Source organism: Nocardiopsis valliformis DSM 45023 (assembly GCF_000340985.1).
GTDB lineage: Bacteria > Actinomycetota > Actinomycetes > Streptosporangiales > Streptosporangiaceae > Nocardiopsis > Nocardiopsis exhalans.
The window spans coordinates 1-21,472 of record NZ_ANAZ01000009.1; the positions used below are offsets into that span (position 1 = coordinate 1).

17 protein-coding genes are annotated in these 21,472 nt (G+C 70.3%); 10 read left to right on the forward strand and 7 right to left on the reverse strand.

What is annotated here, in order from left to right; all coding sequences use genetic code 11:
* Window positions 1–249: 249 nt before the first annotated feature.
* From D457_RS0110035 to D457_RS0110045, 3 genes are all read right to left on the reverse strand, one after another.
* A complete protein-coding gene (locus D457_RS0110035; RefSeq protein ID WP_017580533.1) occupies window positions 250–843 on the reverse strand; it encodes a methylated-DNA--[protein]-cysteine S-methyltransferase in 594 nt (197 codons plus the stop codon).
* Window positions 840–2,309: a DNA-3-methyladenine glycosylase 2 gene (locus D457_RS0110040; protein WP_275040994.1), complete on the reverse strand. Its 1,470-nt coding sequence runs from the start codon at window positions 2,307–2,309 to the stop codon at window positions 840–842. The genes D457_RS0110035 and D457_RS0110040 overlap by 4 nt, the downstream gene beginning before the upstream one ends.
* 69 nt (window positions 2,310–2,378) lie before the next feature.
* The gene (locus tag D457_RS0110045; protein ID WP_017580535.1) at window positions 2,379–2,729 is read right to left on the reverse strand and encodes a hypothetical protein; all 351 of its coding nucleotides are present in this window, start codon (window positions 2,727–2,729) and stop codon (window positions 2,379–2,381) included.
* 148 nt (window positions 2,730–2,877) lie between these two features.
* Between D457_RS0110045 and D457_RS0110050 the strand changes: the two genes are divergently transcribed.
* From D457_RS0110050 to sucD, 3 genes are all read left to right on the forward strand, one after another.
* Entirely contained in the window at window positions 2,878–3,288 is a 411-nt protein-coding gene (locus tag D457_RS0110050; RefSeq protein WP_017580536.1) for a cobalamin B12-binding domain-containing protein, read from the forward strand.
* A gap of 364 nt (window positions 3,289–3,652) precedes the next feature.
* The gene (sucC, locus tag D457_RS0110055) at window positions 3,653–4,834 is read left to right on the forward strand and encodes an ADP-forming succinate--CoA ligase subunit beta (RefSeq protein WP_017580537.1); all 1,182 of its coding nucleotides are present in this window, start codon (window positions 3,653–3,655) and stop codon (window positions 4,832–4,834) included.
* Window positions 4,835–4,849: 15 nt separating this feature from the next.
* Window positions 4,850–5,728 carry a succinate--CoA ligase subunit alpha gene (sucD, locus tag D457_RS0110060; RefSeq protein ID WP_017580538.1) on the forward strand — a complete coding sequence of 293 codons (879 nt, stop codon included), beginning with the start codon at window positions 4,850–4,852 and terminating at the stop codon, window positions 5,726–5,728.
* Window positions 5,729–5,867: 139 nt separating this feature from the next.
* Here the strand turns inward: sucD and D457_RS0110065 are convergent, their stop codons facing one another.
* A complete protein-coding gene (locus tag D457_RS0110065) occupies window positions 5,868–6,437 on the reverse strand; it encodes a DUF1707 SHOCT-like domain-containing protein (RefSeq protein WP_017580539.1) in 570 nt (189 codons plus the stop codon).
* 222 nt (window positions 6,438–6,659) lie between these two features.
* On the opposite strand from D457_RS0110065, the gene D457_RS0110070 reads away from it, so the two are divergent.
* Entirely contained in the window at window positions 6,660–8,282 is a 1,623-nt protein-coding gene (locus tag D457_RS0110070) for a cell division protein PerM (protein WP_017580540.1), read from the forward strand.
* Between the two features lie 125 nt (window positions 8,283–8,407).
* Here D457_RS0110070 and mfd read toward each other — a convergent pair whose 3' ends face one another.
* Window positions 8,408–12,028, reverse strand: coding sequence for a transcription-repair coupling factor (gene mfd / locus D457_RS0110075; protein ID WP_017580541.1), 3,621 nt, complete (start codon window positions 12,026–12,028; stop codon window positions 8,408–8,410).
* A 472-nt stretch (window positions 12,029–12,500) separates the two neighbouring features.
* Between mfd and cysC the strand changes: the two genes are divergently transcribed.
* From cysC to D457_RS0110090, 3 genes are all read left to right on the forward strand, one after another.
* Window positions 12,501–14,123, forward strand: coding sequence for an adenylyl-sulfate kinase (gene cysC, locus D457_RS0110080; protein ID WP_017580542.1), 1,623 nt, complete (start codon window positions 12,501–12,503; stop codon window positions 14,121–14,123).
* The gene (locus D457_RS0110085) at window positions 14,120–14,905 is read left to right on the forward strand and encodes a MazG family protein (RefSeq protein ID WP_017580543.1); all 786 of its coding nucleotides are present in this window, start codon (window positions 14,120–14,122) and stop codon (window positions 14,903–14,905) included. Before cysC ends, D457_RS0110085 begins: the two co-directional genes overlap by 4 nt.
* Window positions 14,906–15,010: 105 nt before the next feature.
* Entirely contained in the window at window positions 15,011–15,781 is a 771-nt protein-coding gene (locus D457_RS0110090) for a phosphotransferase family protein (RefSeq protein ID WP_017580544.1), read from the forward strand.
* A 203-nt stretch (window positions 15,782–15,984) separates the two neighbouring features.
* On the opposite strand, the gene D457_RS0110095 is transcribed toward D457_RS0110090, so the two are convergent.
* Together D457_RS0110095 and D457_RS0110100 are read right to left on the reverse strand one after the other, a co-directional pair.
* The gene (locus tag D457_RS0110095; protein WP_017580545.1) at window positions 15,985–17,436 is read right to left on the reverse strand and encodes an FtsW/RodA/SpoVE family cell cycle protein; all 1,452 of its coding nucleotides are present in this window, start codon (window positions 17,434–17,436) and stop codon (window positions 15,985–15,987) included.
* 162 nt (window positions 17,437–17,598) lie between these two features.
* Complete coding sequence (locus D457_RS0110100) at window positions 17,599–18,816, reverse strand: FAD-dependent monooxygenase (protein ID WP_017580546.1); 1,218 nt, start codon at window positions 18,814–18,816, stop codon at window positions 17,599–17,601.
* A gap of 141 nt (window positions 18,817–18,957) precedes the next feature.
* Here D457_RS0110100 and D457_RS0110105 point away from each other — a divergent pair, with 141 nt between their 5' ends.
* The 3 genes from D457_RS0110105 (at window position 18,958) to D457_RS0110115 (ending at window position 21,447) form a co-directional block, all read left to right on the forward strand.
* Window positions 18,958–19,509: a TetR/AcrR family transcriptional regulator gene (locus tag D457_RS0110105; RefSeq protein WP_017580547.1), complete on the forward strand. Its 552-nt coding sequence runs from the start codon at window positions 18,958–18,960 to the stop codon at window positions 19,507–19,509.
* Window positions 19,510–19,611: 102 nt separating this feature from the next.
* Complete coding sequence (gene eno, locus D457_RS0110110) at window positions 19,612–20,895, forward strand: phosphopyruvate hydratase (RefSeq protein WP_017580548.1); 1,284 nt, start codon at window positions 19,612–19,614, stop codon at window positions 20,893–20,895.
* A 177-nt stretch (window positions 20,896–21,072) separates the two neighbouring features.
* Window positions 21,073–21,447 (forward strand): FtsB family cell division protein, encoded by a 375-nt coding sequence (locus D457_RS0110115; protein ID WP_026116512.1) that lies wholly within the window; start codon window positions 21,073–21,075, stop codon window positions 21,445–21,447.
* Window positions 21,448–21,472 lie beyond the last annotated feature (25 nt).

The window sequence follows — 21,472 nt, forward strand, 5'->3', positions numbered from 1 at the left end:
CGCCGCCACGGTTTTTCTTGAGGGGAGGGGGTTCGTTCTTCGGAACGGGCCTCCTCCTTTTTTGTTGCTGGGGTTTGTGAACATGTGAATGGCGGGGGTTGTTTTACCCGTGTGCGGGTACTTCGTTGGCTTCCGTCAGGTTCTCCGTGATCTTGCTACCAGGAGCGAGTTCGGCGCCCAACTTGCTCCTGGTAGCAAGATCACGGAAGGGGAGGGGTGGGTTGTCCGGTTTTCGGGGCTGTGTCGCTTTTAGGCTCTGCGTTCCATGGTCTGGCTCTGTTCCAGGCCCAGCAGGTACTGCTTGCGCTCCAGCCCGCCCGCGTAACCCGTCAGGCTTCCGTTGGCGCCGATGACGCGGTGGCAGGGGACGATGATGCTGATCGGGTTCCTCCCGTTGGCCATGCCGACCGCCCGGGAGGCCGTCGGCCGACCCAGTTCTTCGGCGAGCTGGCCGTAACCGGCGGTCTCCCCGTACGGGATGGTGGTCAGCGCCCGCCACACCCGCAGCTGCCAGGCGGTCCCGGCCGGGGCCAACGGAAGGTCGAACTCCTTGAGCTCCCCCGCGAAGTACGCGGTCAGCTGCTGCTCCACCTCCGTGAACGGTTTCGCGTCGGTCACCCAGTTCTCCGGGACCGTCCTGCTGACGCCCTCCTTGGGCGGGGTCAGCACCCCGCCCAGGGCCTCTCCGTCGCCGTGCAGCGTCAGCTCGCCCAACGGCGAACTTATTGTTGTGTAGTAAGTCGGGCCCGGAAGCGGTTCGCGGAAGCGCACCGCTGTTTCCCGGGGCGGGGCAGCCGGCTCCTGGGGCAGGTCCAGCGGAAGTACGTCCTGTTCGGTGTTCATTCGATCCCTCTCGGCGCTGTCGTTGTGTTGAGCGAGACCCACAGCAGGTGGGTGGCGTACGAGCGCCAGGGGCTCCACTCCTTGGCCTTCCTGGCCGCTGCGGACGGGGTCGCCCTCAGCCCCGCATGCTCCAAAGCCTGGCGCACCCCGAGGTCAGTGGGCAGAAAAACGTCCGGGTCCCCGAGTCCGCGCATCCGTACGTATCCGGAGGTCCACGGGCCGATCCCGGGCAGTTCCATCAGGCGTTGCTCCGCTTCGTCCCGGTCGCAGCCCGGGCCCAGGTCTACCTGACCTGAGGCGATCGCGTCCGCCACGTTGATCAGCGCCCGCCCCCGTGCGACGGGGATGGACAGTTCAGTCGGGTCGGCGGCGGCCAGGGCCTGCGGAGAGGGGAACGTGTGGGTGAGCCCGCCGTCCGGGACGGCCAGCGGCTTCCCGAACCGGCTCACCAGGCGTCCCGCCAGAGTACGCGCGGCCCGCACGGAGACCTGTTGTCCAAGGACAGCTCGGGTCGCGAGTTCGGCCGGGTCCACGTGCCCGGGGGCGCGAACACCGGGGCGTTGTTGGAGGACGGGGCCGAGTACGGGGTCCGTCCCCAACACCTCGGCCACGGCCTCCGGATCGGCGTCCAGGTCCAGCAGGCTCCGGCAGCGCCGCACCGCGCTGGCCAGGTCACGCGGCTCGGACAACCACAACCGGCACAGCACGTGCCCGTCCACCCCGGAGAGCTCCACGACAGCGGGTCCGTTCGGCAGCCGCAGCGTCCGCCGGTACACCCCACCTGTGTACTCCTCCACCCCCGGGACCGCGCGGTCGCCGAGGAAGGAGAGCATCCCGGCCAGGTCGATCCGCCCCCGGTAGGGCAGGCGCAGCGCCACCGCACCCGGGGGAGCGGGTACCGATCCGCTCCGCCCCGCCGCCGCACGCATCTGTGACGGCGAGCGGTCGAACACCGCGCGCATGGTCTCGTTGAACTGCCGCACACTCGCGAACCCGGAGGCGAAGGCGGCGTCGGCCATCGGCATGTCCGTGGTCTCCACCAGGATGCGGGCGGTGTGCGCCCGCTCGGTCCTGGCCAGGGCCAGCGGGCCGGCGCCCACCTCGGCCGAGAGTAGGCGGTTCAGCTGGCGTTCGCTGTAGCCGAGGGCGTCGGCGACCGCTCCCACCCCGCCCCGGTCGACGGCTCCGTCGTGGATCAACCGGATGGCTCGGCCGACCACGTCGGCCCGCACGTTCCATTCGGGTGAGCCGGGAACGGTGTCCGGGCGGCACCGTTTACACGCGCGGAACCCCGATTCCTGCGCGGCGGCCGCGGTCCGGTAGAAGCACACGTTCTCCCGGCGCGGGGTCACCGCGGGACAGCTGGGCCGACAGTAGATACCGGTGGTGCGCACGGCGGTGTAGAAGACCCCGTCGAAGCGGGAGTCCCTGCTGTGTACCGCGCGGTAGCGCTGCTCGTCGTCCATCACAATCACCATGGTCACCGATGCGGGCGACCCGGTGCTGGCGGTTTTCGGACATGGACTTCGCCGGGGTCAGTCCTTGCCTTCCGGAGCCTCCCCGCCCTCAGCCGCGCCCCTGCTCTCTGTGCTTTCGCTCCCGGCATCCTTTCCGTGCTCGCTGAGGTACTCGATGTAGACGGGGCGCAGCGCCTCCTGGACGTGGGGGTCGTTCTCGGAGGAGAGCGCCTCATAGAGGAACCCTGAGGCCTGGGCGACGCTGGCCTCGCTGGCCTCCCTGTTGCCCGCGACGGCCTCGGCCGCCGGGATCAGCCCCAGCAGGCGCCAGAAGAAACGTACGTCCCATCGCTGCCGTGCCAGCTCCACGGCGCGTTCTCGTAGGTCTTCGGTGCTGATCTGCTCGAATCCGGTGACGTGGTCGTTCATGCTCGGAAGATACCCGCCCCCGTGCCCCGCATCCCTGAGTGAGCTGCGTTACTCTTCACTCGAGTTCATCATCTCCCTCCGAGGTGTCCGGTGAAGCCCTCACAAGGGGCGTCGGGTATCCGCGGGGGACGTAGTTAAGGGGTAGGCCATGGCCGAGACCGCCGCGCGCGTCATCGTCGCGAAGCCGGGACTGGACGGGCACGACCGGGGCGTCAAGATCGTCGCCCGGGTCCTGCGTGATGCCGGAGTGGAGGTTATCTACACCGGTCTGCGCCAGACCCCGGAGATGATCGTTGCCGCTGCGCTCCAGGAGGACGCCGACGCCATCGGCCTGTCGGTGCTCTCGGGCGCCCACATGACCATGTTCGGGCGGGTCATGGAGCTGCTGCGCGAGAACGACGCCACCGACATCCGGGTGTTCGGCGGGGGCATCATCCCCGACTCCGACATCGCGGAGCTGGAGGCGATGGGCGTGGCCCGGATCTTCACCCCGGGGGCGCCGACCGCGGAGATCGCCGAGTGGGTCAGCGAGAACATCCGGCCCGCCCACGCGGCCTGACCACATCGTGACGTTCGTCGCACCTCGACAGAAGTCCGAAGTGGGCTGGAACGGCACCGGATCGGTGTTATTCGCCGTGTCGCTGGTCACATATTTTCCCACGTGTGCGCGGCCCAACGCCGCATGAGCGGCTTTTGGGGCAGGGAACACACGGCCAACACGACCCTGGTGTCCGGCGGCCAGATCTCAGGCGACTAAGCTTTGCGCATGTCGCGGGTGGCAAGGCCGCGGCGATCTCGATCTCTGTAGGCGGCTCAGCCCCACCGGGGTATGCGTCGTGTGACACCTATCAGGTGAGTCACCGCCGATCCGGACATGCCACCCCGGTACACACTGAGCCAGCGAGTTACAAGGACGGACCCTCGTGGACCTGTTCGAATACCAGGCGAAGCAACTCTTCGCAGAGTACGGGGTTCCCGTACCCCAGGGGAAGGTGGCGAGCACGGCCTCTGAGGCCCGTGCCATCGCTGATGAGTTCGCCGCCGCGGGCAAGCCCCGCGTCGTCGTGAAGGCCCAGGTCAAGACCGGTGGTCGTGGTAAGGCCGGTGGCGTCAAGGTCGCCGAAGGCCCCGAGGACGCCCAGGCCAAGGCCGAGCAGATCCTCGGCATGGACATCAAGGGCCACACGGTCCACCGTGTCCTGGTCGAAGAGGCGAGTGACATCGCCGAGGAGTACTACTTCTCCTTCCTGCTCGACCGCGCCAACCGTGACTTCCTCTCCATCTGCTCCAAAGAGGGCGGCGTGGAGATCGAGGAGGTCGCCGAGACCAACCCCGACGCCGTCGCCAAGATCTCGATCGACGCCCTGAAGGGTGCTCCGACCGAGGTCGCCGCGCAGATCGCCAAGGCGGGCAACCTGCCCGAGGCCGCCGCCGCGGGTGCCACGGAGATCATCACCAAGCTCTGGGACGCCTTCGTCGGCAAGGACGCCACCCTCGCGGAGGTGAACCCGCTCATCCTGACCAAGGACGGCCGGGTCGTCGCCCTCGACGGCAAGGTGACCCTGGACGAGAACGCCGAGTTCCGCCAGGACCTGGAGAGCCTGACCTTCGCCGAGGAGGGTGACCCGCTCGAGGTCGCCGCCAAGGCCAAGGGCCTCAACTACGTCAAGCTCGACGGCGAGGTCGGCATCATCGGTAACGGTGCCGGTCTGGTCATGTCGACCCTGGACGTGGTCGCCTACGCCGGTGAGAACCACGGCGGCGTCAAGCCCGCCAACTTCCTCGACATCGGTGGCGGTGCCTCCGCCGAGGTGATGGCGAACGGCCTGGAGATCATCCTGGGCGACCCCGCCGTCAAGAGCGTGTTCGTCAACGTCTTCGGTGGCATCACCGCCTGCGACGCGGTTGCCAACGGCATCGTGCAGGCGCTGGAGCTTCTGGAGAAGCGCGGCGACGACGTCAGCAAGCCGCTGGTTGTGCGCCTGGACGGCAACAACGCCGAACTGGGCCGCCAGATCCTCGACGAGCGCGCCCACCCGGCCGTGAGTCGAGTCGACACGATGGACGGCGCCGCCTCTCGGGCCGCCGAGCTCGCGGCGAAGTAGGGGACGGAACACACCATGGCTATCTTCCTTAACAAGGACAGCAAGGTGCTCGTCCAGGGCATGACCGGCTCTGAGGGCACCAAGCACACCCGCCGTATGCTCGCGTCCGGCACCAACATCGTTGGTGGCGTGAACCCGCGCAAGGCCGGGCAGAGCGTCGACTTCGACGGCACCGAGGTGCCCGTCTTCGGCTCCGTCGCCGAGGGCATGGCCGCCACCGGCGCCGACGTCACCGTGATCTTCGTTCCGCCGAAGTTCTCGAAGGACGCCGTCATCGAGGCGATCGACGCCGAGATCGGTCTGGCCGTCGTGATTACCGAGGGCATCCCGGTCCACGACACCGCCGCCTTCTGGGCCTACGCCGGTTCCAAGGGCAACAAGACCCGGATCGTCGGCCCGAACTGCCCCGGTCTCATCACCCCGGGCCAGTCCAACGCCGGCATCATCCCGGCCGACATCGCCAAGCCGGGCCGCATCGGTCTGGTCTCGAAGTCGGGCACGCTCACCTACCAGATGATGTACGAGCTGCGCGACATCGGCTTCTCGTCCGCCGTCGGCATCGGTGGCGACCCGATCATCGGCACCACGCACATCGACGCCCTGGCGGCCTTCGAGGCCGACCCGGACACCGACGTGATCGTGATGATCGGTGAGATCGGTGGCGACGCCGAGGAGCGCGCCGCTGACTTCATCAAGGCCAACGTGACCAAGCCGGTCGTCGGCTACGTCGCGGGCTTCACCGCCCCGGAGGGCAAGACGATGGGCCACGCCGGCGCCATCGTCTCCGGTTCCTCCGGCACGGCCGCCGCCAAGAAGGAGGCCCTCGAGGCCGTTGGCGTCAAGGTCGGCAAGACCCCGAGCGAGACCGCTCAGCTGGTGCGCGACCTCTTCTAGAGACAGCTTCTAGAGGGACTGCGCCCCGCAGGGCTTTCGTTCAGAACGGCTCCGCCCCGCCACCGGGTTCCCGGTCGGTGGGGCGGAGCCGTTTCTGCGTGGGCCGCTTTTCGGGTGAGTCGGTCGATCGCCGCACGCTTCAGCTGCCGCCGAGCTGCCCGGGCGGGTTGTCGCGCAGCCGCCGGTTGCGCTGGGCGATCAGCTGCCCGGCGAGCGGCCCGAGCACCAGCAGGCAGAAGAACCCGAGGAAGACCGTGATGGCGGAGACGCTGCCGCTCATGAAGGCGGGCGTGCCCCAGATCAGTAGGAGGAACCCGCCCCACCCGGCGAGCCCGGCGATGTTCGCCCCGTTGCCGCGCTCGCCCCGGGTCACGTCACGCCGGTACTCCTCACGCCAGTCCACCTCACCCGAGGCCGTCCTGGCTTCGGCGGCCCTCGAACCCTCGCCTCCGCGGGTCTCGGGGACGGCGGGCGCGGGGCCGACCGGTTCGGGTCCGGTGACGGCGCTGGGGACCAGCCTGCGCGGCAGGTCCTCGAAGAGCGGGAGCAGGTCGGTGTTGTTGACCGCTCGGAGCGCTGCGTCCATGCGCCGCTCGTGCTCCTCGGTGTCCAACCGCCCCTCTTCGAACGCCACCCGCAGGTTCCCGAGCGCTTCGTCGCGTTCGGTGTCAGAGAGCCGGTAGCGGCGGTCGGGGTCGGGCTCTGCCATCAGGCGTCCTTCGTACGGGGGTGACCGGGTCCACATGTTACGACGTATCTCGTTTGTTCCCCGTTCCACAGCGGCGATGCGGACACGACACGCGCGGCCGGGATACCACGGAGCATTCCGGCCCCTGGCACCATAAGTCGGGTGAGTACGCCAGGATCTCCCCCCGACCGAGGCCGGCAGTCGAAGCGGTCCAAGACCACCACTGACGCCGGTTCCGGGGGCGTGTCTGCCGCATCCGCGCGGGAGGCGCCCGTCCGCCCGATCTACTCCACGGGCGGGATCGCCGCCGCCTCCGCCGCCGGTATCGGGCTGGCGGTGATCGTCACCCTCACCATGGTCGGCTGGGTCGCGGCCCCGCACGACACCTTCAGCGAGGACATCGTCGACCTCCTGCGCGGTGCCGTCCTGGCCTGGCTGGTGGGTCACCACGTCTCCTTCACTCTCGCCGAAGGGCAGATGAGCTTGCTGCCCATGGGCCTGGTGCTGCTGCCCGGGATGCTGCTGTACCGATTCGGGCGCTGGCTGGCGCGCAGCTGCGAGATCGGGCGGTTGCGGCACGTGTACCGGGCGGCGTTGGCGATCGCCGGTCCCTACGCGGCGGTGGCGGGCACGCTCGCGCTGTTGGCGCAGACCGACGAGGTCGTTCCGAGCATGCCGCGCGCGCTCCTGATGGGTTTCGTGATCGCGTTCCTCGCCGGGGGGCTGGGCGTGCTCCGCCAGCTCATGAAGGACAAGGGCGTGGCCACCGGCGACCTGCTCGACCTCATGCCCGCGCGGTCGAGGTCGCTGCTGGTCGGCATGCTCGCGTCCACGGGCGCCCTGCTGGTCGGCGGACTCCTCCTCTTCCTGGTGGCGTTGGCCATCAACCTGCCCGAGGCGGTGGAGATCACGCGCTCGCTCGCGCCGGGGGTGGTCGGCGGGGCGCTCCTGCTGATCGTGCAGCTGGCGTACCTGCCGAACGCGGTGGTCTTCGCGGTCTGTTACGCGCTCGGTCCGGGTTTCGCGATGGGCGAGGCGACGGTGGTCGCGCCGACCGGGGTTTCGGTGGGGGCGCTGCCCGCGATGCCGATGCTGGCGGCGCTGCCCGCCAACGGCGCCGCCCCGGTGCTGTCCCTGGTGGCGCTAGTGGTGCCGTTCGTGGCGGGTGCGATCGGCGGGGTGCTGACCCAGCGCAGTGCGCCGGACGTCGTGAGCGAGGCCGCGCCGTTGTGGGGGTTCGTGTGCGGGGTGACCACGGGGATGCTGTGCGCGGCCCTGGCCGGGACCGCGGGCGGATCGCTGGGGGCGCAGCGGCTGAGCGAGGTGGGGCCCTCCGCCTGGCAGGTCGGCCTGGTGGCCGCTCTGGAGGTGGGTGTGGCCGCGGCGGTGGCGGCGTGGATCGCGAACTGGTGGTACACGCGCAAGCTGACCCGGGAGGTGGCCGTCCAGCGGGAGGAGGCCAGGGAGGCCAAGGAGCGCAAGCGCCCCGAACCCGCGCTGCCGGTGGTGGAGCTGCCCGACGACGTCCCGGTGGGCAAGGGCCTGGCCACGGTCACGGCGCTGCGCCCCCGCGAGGAGGAGACCGCCGACGGGCTCGCCGAGGGAACCGCGGAGCCGACACCGGAGCAGGACATCGTCGAACGCCGTGCCCGGGTGCGGCGTGCCCGTGAGGCGCGCAGGCGGGACCGCGCGACCGAGCGCGAGGCCCGTAAGGAGGCCCGCCGTGAACTGCGGGAGCAGCGTCGCGCGGCCAAACGCGCCGAGGGCGGCTGGTGGCGCCGGGGGAGGACGGACGAGGAGTCCGAGGAGGAGATGTACGGCATCACCTACGAGGCCTCCCCGGACGAGATCGACCAGCGCAGCTGACTCGACCATCAGAACGGACGAACGGGTTCGCGCGGACCTGGGCGCGCTGCTGGAGGCGACCGAGGTGTGACAGACGCCGGAGGGCACGGCCGTGAGACCGTGCCCTCCGTACGTTCCCTGCCCGCCTACTCGCCCTTCGGCTGAACCTTGCGCTTGTCCGGTTCGAAGATGTTGTTCACCAGGTCCGTGCACCACTTGAGCAGGTCCAGGTCGCGCAGCGGCTTGCCGCCCATCCCACCCGCCTTGGGGACCGGTACCAGGAGGGTCTTGGCGGCCTCCTTGCGGATGGACTTGGGGTACATCCGCCGCAGCCGCAGCTCCTGGGACTCGCGCAGCTCCACCGGTGAGAATCGGATCTGGTTGCCCTGCATGACCACGTCGGCCAGCCCCGCGGACTTGGCCAGGACCCGGAAGCGGGCCACCGCCATGAGGTTGTCCACCGGCTGCGGCGGGGCGCCGTAGCGGTCGGTGAGCTCCTCGTAGGCGGCCAGGATGTCCGCCTCGCTGGTGACGCTGGCGATCCGCTTGTAGGACTGCAACCGCAGCCGCTCGCCCGGCACGTAGTCGTGCGGGATGTGCGCGTTGATCGGCAGCTCGACCTTGGTCTCGACCTCCGCGACCGCCTCCGGGTCGCCCTTGAGCTCGGCCACGGCCTCGCCGACCATGCGCACGTACAGGTCGAAGCCCACACCAGCGATGGTCCCGGACTGCTCCGCGCCCAGGATGTTGCCCGCGCCGCGGATCTCCAGGTCCTTCATGGCCACGTACATGCCCGCGCCGGTCTCGGTGTGCTGGGCCACCGTCGCCAGGCGTTCGTAGGCGGTCTCGGTCAGCGGCCGCTCCGGCGGGTACAGGAAGTACGCGTAGGCGCGGTCGCGGCCACGGCCCACCCGGCCGCGCAGCTGGTGCAGCTGGGACAGCCCGTAGGTGTCGGCGCGGTCGATGATCAGCGTGTTGGCGTTGGGCACGTCCAGGCCGGACTCGACGATGGTCGTGGAGACCAGCACGTCGAAGTTCTTCTCCCAGAAGTCGACCATGACCTTCTCGAGCTGCTGCTCGTTCATCTGGCCGTGCGCGTACGCCACTCGGGCCTCGGGGACCAGGCGCTTGATGGTGGCGGCCACCTTGTCGATGGAAGCCACCCGGTTGTGCACGAAGAACACCTGTCCCTCGCGCATCAGCTCGCGCCGGATCGCCGCGGTGATCTGCTTGTCCTCGTAGGGCCCCACGAAGGTGAGCACCGGGTGGCGCTCCTCCGGCGGGGTGAGGATGGTGGTCATCTCGCGGATGCCCGTCAGACCCATCTCCAGGGTGCGCGGGATGGGCGTGGCCGACATCGCCAGCACGTCCACCTGGGTGCGCAGCCGCTTCAGTGACTCCTTGTGCTCGACACCGAAGCGCTGCTCCTCATCGATGATGACCAGGCCCAGGTCCTTGAACCGGGTCTCCTGCGACAGCAGCCGGTGCGTGCCGATGACCACGTCGACCTCGCCGCTGCGCAGCCCTTCGCGGGTCACCTCGACCTCGCCGTCGGTCTGGAACCGCGACATCGGCTTGACCGTGACCGGGAAGGACGCGTAGCGCTCGGAGAAGGTGGACAGGTGCTGCTGGACCAGCAGGGTGGTGGGCACGAGCAGCGCCACCTGCTTGCCGTCCTGCACCGCCTTGAACGCGGCGCGCACCGCCACCTCGGTCTTGCCGTAACCCACGTCGCCGCAGATCAGTCGGTCCATCGGGACCGACTTGGACATGTCCTTCTTGACCTCGTCGATGGCGGCCAGCTGGTCGGGCGTCTCCACGTACGGGAAGGCGTCCTCCAGCTCGTGCTGCCAGGGGGTGTCCGCGCCGAAGGCGTGCCCCGGGGAGGCCTGGCGCGCCGAGTACAGGCGGATCAGGTCGCCGGCGATCTCGCGGACGACCTTGCGGGCCCGGCTCTTGGCCTTGCTCCACTCGGCGCCGCCCATCTTGGACAGCGTCGGCGCCTCGCCGCCCACGTACCGGGTGACCTCGCTGAGCTGCTCGGTGGGCACGAACAGGCGGTCGCCGGGCTGGCCGCGCTTGGACGGCGCGTACTCGATGAGCAGGTACTCGCGGGTGGCGCCGTGGATCTGGCGGCTGACCATCTCCAGGTAGCGGCCCACGCCGTGCTGTTCGTGCACGACGTAGTCGCCCGGCTTGAGCTGGAGCGGGTCGACCGTGCCCTTACGGCGGCTGGGCATGCGGCGCATGTCCCGGGTGGAGGACTTCTGCCCGACCAGGTCGGTCTCGGTGAGTACCACCGTCCGCACCGACCGCAGCAGGAAGCCGTGGTCGACCAGCCCGGTGGTGACGGTCGCGATCGCCTCCTTGGGCGGTTCGGCGAGGTCGGCGCTGAGTGTGGCGCCCAGCCCGGCGTCCTTGAGCATCGCCACCAGGCGCTCGGCGGGCCCGTGCCCCTGGGTGACCAGCACGACGCTCCAGTTGTCGTGCAGCCAGCCCTTGACGTCGGCCAGGGCGCGCTCGGTGTCACCGCGGTAGGAGTCGGCGGGCACCGCGCCCACCACGATGGCGTCGTCCTCCTCGCCCGCGGCCTTGTCCGCGGCGCCCTCACCGGCGCTGAACGGGGTCAGCCCCCACCAGGGCAGGCCCAGGTCGGTGGCGATCGTCCGCAGCTCGGCGATGGACATGTAGGCGGACTCGCCCAGGTCGATGGGGGCCTCACCGCCCGAGGCGGCGTTGATCCAGGACGCGTCCAGGAACTCGGCGCTGGTGGCCTCCAGCTCCACGGCGCGGGTGCGGATGCGCTCGGGATCGCAGCCCAGCACCATGGCGTTCGAGGGCAGGTAGTTGAGGAACGGCTCCATGTTCTCGGCGAGCACCGGGGCGAACGCCTCCATGCCCTCCACGGACACGCCGTCGGCGATCTTGTTGAGCACCTCGGCCAGCGAGGGGTGCTCGTCGGCCAGGGCCCGGGCGCGCTCGCGCACGGGCTCGGTGAGCAGCAGCTCCCGGCACGGCGGGGCGAACAGCCCCGAAGCGGCGCTGGTGCGCGCGTCGGCGCCCTCGCCGCCCTCGGTGGGGGAGATAGAGCGCTGGTCGGCGACCTGGAAGTAACGGATGTCCTCGACGGTGTCGCCCCAGAACTCCAACCGGAGCGGGTGCTCCTCGGTGGGTGGGAAGACGTCCAGGATGCCGCCACGCACGGCCATGTCGCCGCGCTTCTCCACCAGGTCCACGCGGGCGTAGCCGGTGTTGGTCAGGGCGCTGACCACCGACTCCAGCTCTACCTCGTCACCGGGGCGGATCCGCACCGGCTCCAGGTCTCCGAGCCCGGCGACCAGCGGTTGCAGGACGCTGCGGACCGGGGCCACCACCACGCGCAGAGGGGTGGTGAGCGGGTCGGCGGGGTCCGGGTGCGCCAGTCTGCGCAGCACCGCCAGACGCTGGCCGACGGTGTCCGAGCGCGGGGAGAGGCGTTCGTGCGGAAGCGTCTCCCAGGCGGGGAAGAGTGCGACCGAGTCCTCGGGCAGCAGTGAGCCGAGCGCGTCGGTCAGGTCCGCGGCCTCCCGCTCGGTGGCGGTGACGGCGAGGACCGGCCGGTGCGCGCCCACGGGGGCGTCGGCGGCCAGCGCCCCCACCATGAAGGGTCGCAGCGCCGCCGGGGCGACGAGGTCGAGATGGGGATCGCGGCCGCTTCGGGCGGTCTCGATCGCGCTGTGCAGTGCCGGGTCCGTGGAGACGTCGGCGAGAAGTCCAATGAGGCTCATAGCACCAGTGATGGAAGTGGTCCGGATCAGGCGTCGCGTCCTGCGGGTCTGTGCGGTGGCGAAGGCCGTTGTGGCCGCGATCCCCTCCGCGGCCTGCCCTGACTCCGACACCCGCGTGCGTGCGGCGGGCACGGGTGCCGCCGTCCCGCGGGTCGCTGGGGACGGTCCGTACGTGAGCGGTGTCGGTGTGGGCGGCCGTGTCTGGATGGGCGTGGCCACCCGGCTCCCCTCAGCTTATCCAGTCCCCCCGTCACGCGCGGGCCGGGTTCGGGGGTCGGCGGTTCGGGTTCGCTGCTGGGTCGCCCGGGCCCCGACCCCGGGGGAACAGGGCGGGTCACGTTCATGAGAACCCGCTCTGAGCTGGCGCTATTCCGAATCAGGAGGCGCAGCGCGGGGTGGGGGACCCGTTCGGGCATACGCTAGACGCGTTTCTTGGTAGAGCTCCAGTGAACAGTCCGAGGAGAGGAAACGCGTGGTGAGAGCCCACAGGCAGGGGAACGGGTCGGTCGGGGACACCGGCCGACCGGACACACCGGTCTTCGCCCCAGGTCCGGACGGGCTTGCCCACCTGGAACTCATCCTCAGCGGCGCCTACCCGCTGGCGGGGTTCATGACCCGTGAGGAAGCGGAGTCGGTGGCGCGCGGGGGCCGTCTGCCGGACGGTCGCCCCTGGCCGGTTCCGGTCACCCTGGAGGTGCCGGAGGAGCTGGTGGGTCAGGAGCGGCTCACCCTCACCGACCTGGAGGGTGCCCCGCTCGCTGAGCTGGCGGTGCGCGAGCACTGGGAGTCCTCTGACGGGGGGTCCTCTGCCGAGGGCACCGGGGTTCGGCACCACCTGGCCGGTGACGTCACGCTGCTGCGCCCGCCCACGTACGGGGTGCTGCGGGAGCTGCGCCCCACCCCCGCCGAGGTGCGCGCCCAGCGCGAGCTCGAACCCTCCTCGGACCAGTCACTGCTGGCCGTGGTCACCGACCGCCCCCTGCACCACCGGGCCCTGCACCAGATCCGCGCCGAAGCCGAGGCGCTGGGCCGCGGTGGCGAACGCGCCGAGGTCCTGGTGATCCTCGACACCGGCCTGCACGACGAGGGCTTGGCCGCCGCCGTGTTGGCCGCCGAACCGCTGCTGCCGCCGCGGAGCTCCTTCGCGGTGGTCACCCTGCCCCGGTCTGAGGCGCGCTCCGCGGGACCGCTGGGCGGGGCCTGGACCGAACACGACGCCGCCCTGGCCGGGCACGTCGCCGCCGCCTACGGCGCCACCCACCTGCTGGTCGAGGCTGGCGGGCGGGGGCCCGAGACCGAGCGGGTGATGGCGTTCAAGCCGCCGCTGACCGTCCTTGACCCCGAACCCTGGAAGTACGACTCGGGGGAGGCGCTCTGGAAGCCCTACTCCCACGTGGACCCGCGCGAGGTCCGCGCGGAGCTCACCGACGACGAGGTTGAGGCGGAGCTCGCGCACGGCCGCGAACTGCCGTCCTGGTTCACCCCGGCCCGGGTCGGCGCCGAACTGGCCCGGCTGCGCCCGGCGCGCACCGAGCGCGGTCTCACGCTGCTGTTCACCGGGCTGTCCGGTTCGGGCAAGTCCACCATCGCCCGGGGGGTGTGCGACGGCATCCGTAGATCCGGGCGCACGGTCACCCTGCTCGACGGCGACCTGGTGCGCCGCATGCTCTCCAAGGGGCTGACGTTCTCCCGGGAGGACCGCGAGCTCAACATCCGCCGTATCGGCTACGTGGCCTCGGAGATCACCCGGCACGGCGGGGTGGCCGTGTGCGCGCCGATCGCGCCCTACGCGGCGGGCCGGGCCGAGTTCCGCGCCATGGTGGAGGAGTTCGGCGACTTCTTCCTGGTGCACGTGGCCACGCCGCTGGAGGAGTGCGAGGCCCGCGACCGCAAGGGCCTGTACGCCAAGGCGCGGGCGGGGGAGATCCCGGAGTTCACGGGTATCTCCGACCCCTACGAGGAGCCGACCGACGCCGACCTGGTGGTGGACACCGTGGGCACGGACCCGGCCGAGTCGGTGGCCCTGGTGATGGAGGCCCTGCGCGAGGGCGGTTGGCTGCCCTCCGACCAGCACGTGAGCGAGGATCGAGCATGAGTGAAACCCCGAACCCCCCGGCGCCCGACCCCTCGGCGTCCGACCGGCCGGTGCCCGGCCACCGGGTGCTGCGGCTGGTCGAGGTGATGGAGACCCTGCGCCGGGAGTGCCCCTGGGACAGTTCGCAGACCCACGAGTCCCTGGCCAAGTACCTGATCCAGGAGTCCTACGAGACCCTGGAGACCATCGAGGACGGCGACTACCCGCAGCTGCGCGAGGAGCTCGGCGACGTCCTGCTGCAGGTGGTCTTCCACGCCGCGATCGGTACTGAGCGCCCCGAGGGCGACCCGGCCCGCTTCACCGTGGACGACGTCGCCGACGCCATCATCGACAAGATGACCCGCCGCCACCCGCACGTCTTCGGCGGTGTGAACGTGTCCGGGACCGACGAGGTGTGGTCGAACTGGGAGGCCATCAAGGCGGCCGAGCGCGCGGAGAAGGCCAAGGCCAACGGGGGGAGTGGGGAGACTTCCGTACTCGACGGGGTGCCCTTCGCCCAGCCCGCCGTGCTGCTCGCCTACGAGCTGCAAAAGCGCGCGGTCCGCAACGGCTTCCCGGCTGATCTCGTGGGCGACGACGGCGCCGAGGGCGGAGAGCTGTTCGCCGCCATCGCCGCCGAACGCGACCAGGGTCGCGACCCCGAAACCGATCTCCGCCTGGCCGCCCGCCGCTTTGACGGTCGGGTGCGTGCCGCAGAGGAGGCCGCCCGCGCGGACGGCCACGAGCCCCGTGAGCTGAGCGAGCAGGAGTGGCGGGGGTACTGGTCGAAGACCGGCGAGTGAGCGGGTGACGCCGCGGGCCGTTGGGTTCCGAGGCGCGCTCAGCCGCGCCATCGCACGCGGTAAACCCGGTGACATGGGCGATCCTCCCCGGAATACTGGGCGCCCATGGACGAGCCCTTGCACGAGCCAGTGGACGAGATCGAGGTCGTCGTCGCCCATTCCGAGCGCGCGACCCTGCGCGTCGGCGACGTGTTTCTGAAGGTGGACACCGACCAGGCGCGCATCGATGCCGAGGTCGAGGCGATCTCCCTCGCGCCGGTCCCGACCCCGCAGGTCCTGTGGCGCAAGCCGCCCGTGCTCGCCATCTCCGCGGTTGCGGGGACGACGCTCGGGAGCCTCGGCGGGACGTCGACCGGGTCGCCGACGGCGTGGGCCGCGGCGGGCGCCGCCATCCGGAAGCTGCACGAAGCGCCGCTACCGCCCCGGACCGGGCAGGCGGGCCGGAACACCACGGCGCTGGCAGCGGAACTCGACAAGGAGTGCGAGGCGCTCGTGCGCAGCGGCCTCCTACCCGCTGACCTGGTCACCCGCAACCGCCGGGTCGCCGAGGCCGCACTCCGGCCGTGGACCCCCGCGTTCACGCACGGCGACCTGCAGATCGCGCACGTCTTCCTCGAAGGCGACGAGGTCACGGGCATCATCGACTGGTCCGAGGCGGGCCGGGGCGACCCCCTGTACGACCTCGCCACCTTCACGCTCGGACACGAGGACCGCCTCGACGACCTCCTCACCGGTTACGGCACCGACATCGACCTCGACGCGATCCACGGGTGGTGGTCGCTACGGAGCCTGCTGATCGTCCGCTGGCTGAGCGAGCACGGCTTCGACCCGTTCGCGCCGGGCTGTGAGGTCGACGTGCTGAGGGCCCGGATGTGAGGCCGCAGGGGAGGGAAACCGAGAGGGTTCCGGTCCCCTCCCCGAAGATGATCTTGCTACCAGGAGCAAGATCACCGGGGATGAGAGGGTTTCGGAAGCACAGGACAGGCCACCGGTCGGGTTTCGGCCTGCGGGGGAGAGGCCCCTCGGCATGGGCTCAGGAGTTCCAGGAGCACCATCGACGATCTAGGGGCGCGGGGAGTTCAGCGGCGGTCCCGGACGCCGTGGGGCAGGTCGCGCACGTTGATCACCTCGGTGGAGGGGTCCCCGGGCGCCATTCCCGAGCTGAACGTCTCCTGAGGGCGGCGGGCTGTCTCGCTGATGGTCAGCAGCAGGCCCACGACCAGCCAGTTGGCCATCAGCGCGGACCCGCCCGCCGACAGGAACGGGGTGGTCATACCGGTGAGCGGGATGATCAGGGTGAGGCCGCCCAGCACGATGAACACGTCGAACGCGATGAGGAACCCGTAGCCGAACGCCGTCAGCTTGAGGAACACGTCCTTGCAGGCCAGGGCGATCCGCAGGGCGCGCTGGGCGAACAGGAACAGCAACAGCAGCACCGCCAGCAGCCCGGTCAGCCCCAGCTTCTCGCCGATCGACACCAGGATCAGGTCGCTGTCCGCGGCGAAGATGTTCTGTGCCTCGCCGCCGTGGAAACCGGTCCCCAGTATCCCGCCGTAGGCCAGGGCGATCATGCCCTCCACCACCTGGAAGCTGCCGCCCTCGCTGTGGTAGACCTCCTCGTCGAAGGCGTTCAGCCAGATCCGCACCCGGTTCTGCACGTGCCCGAACAGCAGGTACGCCGCGTACGCCCCGGCGGAGAAGGCCACCAGGCCGATCAGCACCCAGGACTTGCGGGCGGTGGCCGCGTACAGCACCGCCAGGAACGTGCCGAACAGCAGCAGCGAGGTCCCCAGGTCCCGGGTGCCCACCAGCAGCAGGATCGCCACGCCCCAGCCCACGGCCATCGGCGCGAGGTCGCGGGCCCGCGGCGCGCTGAACACCTTCACCGGGCCGATCTTGAAGGTCCGCGTCACCAGCGCCATCACGTCGCGCTGGCGCCCCAGGTAGGAGGCCAGGAAGATCACCAGCAGCACCTTCGCGAACTCCGAGGGCTGCATGGTGAAGGGGCCGATCATGATCCACCGGCGCGCGCCGAGCACCTCGTGGCCGAACGGTGAGAGCGGGAGCAGCAGCAGGACGAGCGCGACCAGCGCGATCAGGTACGTGTACATGGTCAGGCGGCGCGGCTGCCGGATGAAGAACACCGCGCCCGCGCACAGGCCCATACCGATCAGGGCCCACAGCAGCTGCCGGTCGGCCTCGCCGTGGCCGGGGGCGAAGTTGCGGGTCATCTGCAGCGCCCAGATCATGGTGACCCCGACACCGGACAGCGACGTGGCCACCGGGAGCAGTACGGGATCGGCGTAGGGCGCCACGAACCGCAGCAGGACGTGCAGGCCGAGCGCCCCGGCCCCGAGCGCGAGCCCGTAGACCATCACCCGGGAGTCGATCTCGCCGGTCACCGAGAGCGAGGCGAGGAGCAGGGCCGCGAAGGTCACCCCGATCGCGGCGAGGAGCAGCACCAGCTCCGCGCGTCTTTGCCGTACCGGGGGCAGCGCCCCGTCCGCGGTTTCGGTGGGCGGATTGGCCATGCTTGTCCTCTACCGTTCGCGCCGGGGCCTTGCCGTCAGGGCGGGAGGGGGACATAGCCCGCATAGGAACTATAGACACGGGTGCGGGGCGGGCAAGCGGGGCGGCCACTTCCGGGCGGTTTGGTTTAACCGGTACTAATCGGACTTAGTGCTCACTTCAGCTCATTTCACGTCCACCTGAACCCGGTTCGGCGGCGGAGCGTCCAGATCGAACCCCTCGGCCGCTCTGGCTACCCGCTGGTCCAGGCCCGACAGCCGGGCCAGGAGCCCGCTGAACCGCAGCAGGGTGTCGCGGGTGGCGAGCCCCAGTCGGGTACGCGGCGCGAGGAAGCCCATCCCCGTGTCGGCGATGTCCTGATTGGCCTTGACATAGGGGCGCATCCCCCCTTCATAGGCTTCGAGCGCAGGGGTGAGGTCCTCGTGCCGGGACAGCTCCTGGGCCAGGACGTACGCGCCGACCAAGGCCAGGGTGGTGCCCTGGCCGGACATGGGGGAGGGGCAGTACCCGGCGTCCCCGAGCAGGGTGACCCGCCCCCGCGACCAGCGGTCCATGTGGATCTGTTTCACCGAGTCGAAGTAGAAGTCCGGGGGGTGGGCCATCCCCGCCAGGATCCGCTCGCACTCCCAGCCCGCCCCGGTGAAACGTTCGCGCAGGAACGCCTTCTGCTCCTCCTCCGGGGCCCGGTCGATCCCGTTCAGCTCGCGCTCGTGGACGAGGAAGAACGCCTTGGCGCCGTCGAAGCGCGGGGAGTGAATCATCCCGGCGCCCTTGCCGGGCTCGTTGTACAGGCGTGCCTCACGGTCCAGGCCGAGGTGGTTGGGAACGGTGAAGATGCTGAACAGGGCACCCAGGTAGCGACCGTAGGTGTCCTCGGGGCCGAAGGCTAGCCGCCTGGTGTTGGAGTGCAGCCCGTCCGCGCCCACAATCAGGTCGAACACGCGCGGTTCGGCGCGTTGGAAAGTCACCTGCACCCCGTCGGGGGTCTCCGCCAGCCCGCTGATGGAGTCCTCGTAGAGGTACTCGGTGTAGGCGGTGGTGGGTTCGTGCAGGATCCGGGTGAGGTCGCCGCGCACGATCTCCAGCGAGCGGTCGTGGTCAGTGTCCACGGCGGCGCCGATGTCGGAGCGGACGCGGCCATCGGCCCGCACGAAGCAGGTCCGACTGGTCTCGGTGAGGTGGGCGCGGACGGCGTCCAGTGCGCCCATGCGTTCGGCGACGTCCACGGCGGCGCCGCGGATGTCGATGGCGTGGCCGCCCATCCGTGGCGCGGGGGCCTTCTCGACGACGGTGGCCCGGATGCCGTACCGGTGCAGCCAGTGGGCGAGGGCGGGCCCGGCGATGCTGGCGCCGGAGACGAGGACGGTTCGAACGGCGGTCATGGGGCCGTCAGAGCTCCTTGTGTCGTGGGCCTTCCACAGTAAAAAGTTACTTACCGGGCGTCAAGTAACTTACCGGTCGGAAAGTCTGGGATAGGCTCACCGCAGCAGTGGCGAGAGCGGTGACAGACGGGAGCGGCACGGGTGCCCAGGGCGCAGAGCGACACGAAGGCCGAGATCAGGGCGGTGGCCCTGGACCTCTTCGGGCAGAAGGGCTACGAGAAGACGAGCCTGCGGGAGATCGCCGAACGCCTGGACATCACCAAGGCCGCGCTCTACTACCACTTCCCGTCCAAGGGCGACCTGCTCCGCGCACTGGTCGACCCGCTGCGCCAGGACGCGCAGGAGATGGTCCGGCGCTTCGACGGCCCGGTCGACGAGCCCCGCGAACTCCTGGGCGCCTACTTCGACCTGTGTGTGCGCCACGGCACGCTCATGCACGCCCTGCTCAACGACCTGGGGTCGCTGGCCGAGGCCGGTCTGGTCGAGCTGCTCATGGACTGGCGCAGTCGGCTCGACGCCGCCCTGGTCGGGGAAAACCCGGGAACCCCGGCGCGCATGGGCGCCGTGGTCGCCCTCGGCGGAATCCAGGACATCGCGGTCGTACTCCCGCCCGGCGATGCCGCGGCCCACCGCGAGGCCGCCGTGGAGATCGCCCTGGCGGCGCTGAGGGCCGGAACGTCCGGTATGGACTAGACCAATCTGGGAGGGTGGGCTCCCCCCGGCGGGGCCGGTGTCGCTAGTCTCGTGTCCGGGCCCGGAAAGTGTGGGCCCAGACACCTAAGAGACGGAGAGATCGTGGCGTCCATCGAGTCAGTACAGGCGCGGGAGATCCTTGATTCCCGGGGCAACCCGACAGTCGAGGTCGAGGTTCTGCTCGACGACGGGACCATCACCCGCGCTGGTGTTCCCAGCGGTGCCTCCACCGGCCAGTTCGAGGCGGTCGAGCTGCGCGACGGCGGCGAGCGCTACGGCGGCAAGGGCGTGACCAAGGCCGTCACCGCGGTCAACGACGAGATCGCGGACGAGCTCCTCGGTCACACCCCCGACGAGCAGCGCATCATCGACCGCGCGCTCATCGACCTGGACGGGACCCCGGACAAGTCCCGGATCGGCGCCAACGCCATCCTGGGCACCTCCCTGGCCGTGGCCAAGGCCGCCGCCGAGGAGGCCGGCCTGCCGCTGTTCCGCTACATCGGCGGCCCCAACGCGCACGTCCTGCCCGTGCCGATGATGAACATCCTCAACGGCGGCGCGCACGCCGACAGCAACGTCGACATCCAGGAGTTCATGGTCGCGCCCGTCGGCGCCCCGACCTTCTCCGAGGCCGTCCGCTGGGGCACCGAGGTCTACCACTCCCTGAAGTCCGTGCTGAAGTCGCACGGCCTGGGCACCGGCGTCGGCGACGAGGGCGGTTTCGCCCCCAACCTGGACAGCAACCGCGCCGCCCTGGACCTGATCGTCGAGGCGATCGAGAAGGCCGGTTACCAGGTCGGCACCGACATTGCCCTGGCCCTGGACGTGGCCGCCAGCGAGCTGTTCGCCGACGGTGTGTACACCTTCGAGGGCAAGACCCGCACCGCCGAGGAGATGGCCTCCTACTACGCGGAGCTCGTCGACGCCTACCCGCTGGTCTCCATCGAGGACCCCCTCGACGAGGAGGACTGGGACGGCTGGAAGAAGCTCACCGAGCAGCTCGGCGACAGGGTCCAGCTGGTCGGTGACGACCTGTTCGTCACCAACCCCGAGCGGCTCCAGCGCGGCATCCTCGCCGACACCGCCAACTCGCTGCTGGTGAAGGTCAACCAGATCGGCACCCTCACCGAGACGCTGGACGCGGTCTCCCTCGCCCAGCGCAGCGGTTACACGGCGATGATCAGCCACCGCTCCGGCGAGACCGAGGACACGACCATCGCCGACATCGCGGTGGCCACCAACGCCGGGCAGATCAAGACCGGTGCCCCGGCGCGCAGTGAGCGGGTCGCCAAGTACAACCAGCTGCTGCGCATCGAGGAGGAGCTCGACGACGCGGCCGTGTACGCGGGCGTGTCGGCCTTCCCGAGGTTCGCCAAGCGCGGCTAGTCTGCCCCAGTGTCCCGCGAAACCAAGCAGCAGCCCACAAAGGCCAAGAAGGCGACCAAAGCCGACAGGTCTGTGAAGGCCGCTGCCCGGGGCGGTGCCGGTCAAGGTACCGCCAAGGCGGGCGTGAAGGCGGGCAAGAAGGACTCCGGTGTGGGCCGCACCTCCAGGGTGCGGCCCATGCTCACCAGCCGGGCGGCGATTCTCGCGCTGGTGGTGTGCGCGGTCGCGCTGAGCCTGGCCTATCCGCTGCGCGAGTACGTGATGCAGCAGGCCCAGATCGCCCAGCTCCAGGACGAGCGCGCCCGCATGGAGGAGAACGTCGCCTACCTGCAGGAGCGCGAGGAGGAGCTGAACGACGAGGAGTACGTGGAGCGCGAGGCCAGGGCCCGGCTGCACTACCAGTACCCCGATGAGACCGCCTACATCGTCATCCGGCCCGAGACCGAGGCCGAGGCGGAGGCTGACCCCGCCGAACCCACCGAGCCGTGGTTCACCCAGCTGTGGCGCTCGGTGGAGGAGGCTGACAGCCCCGGCCCCGACGACGGTCTCTGAGACTCGGGGCTTGAGGCCCTTCCCG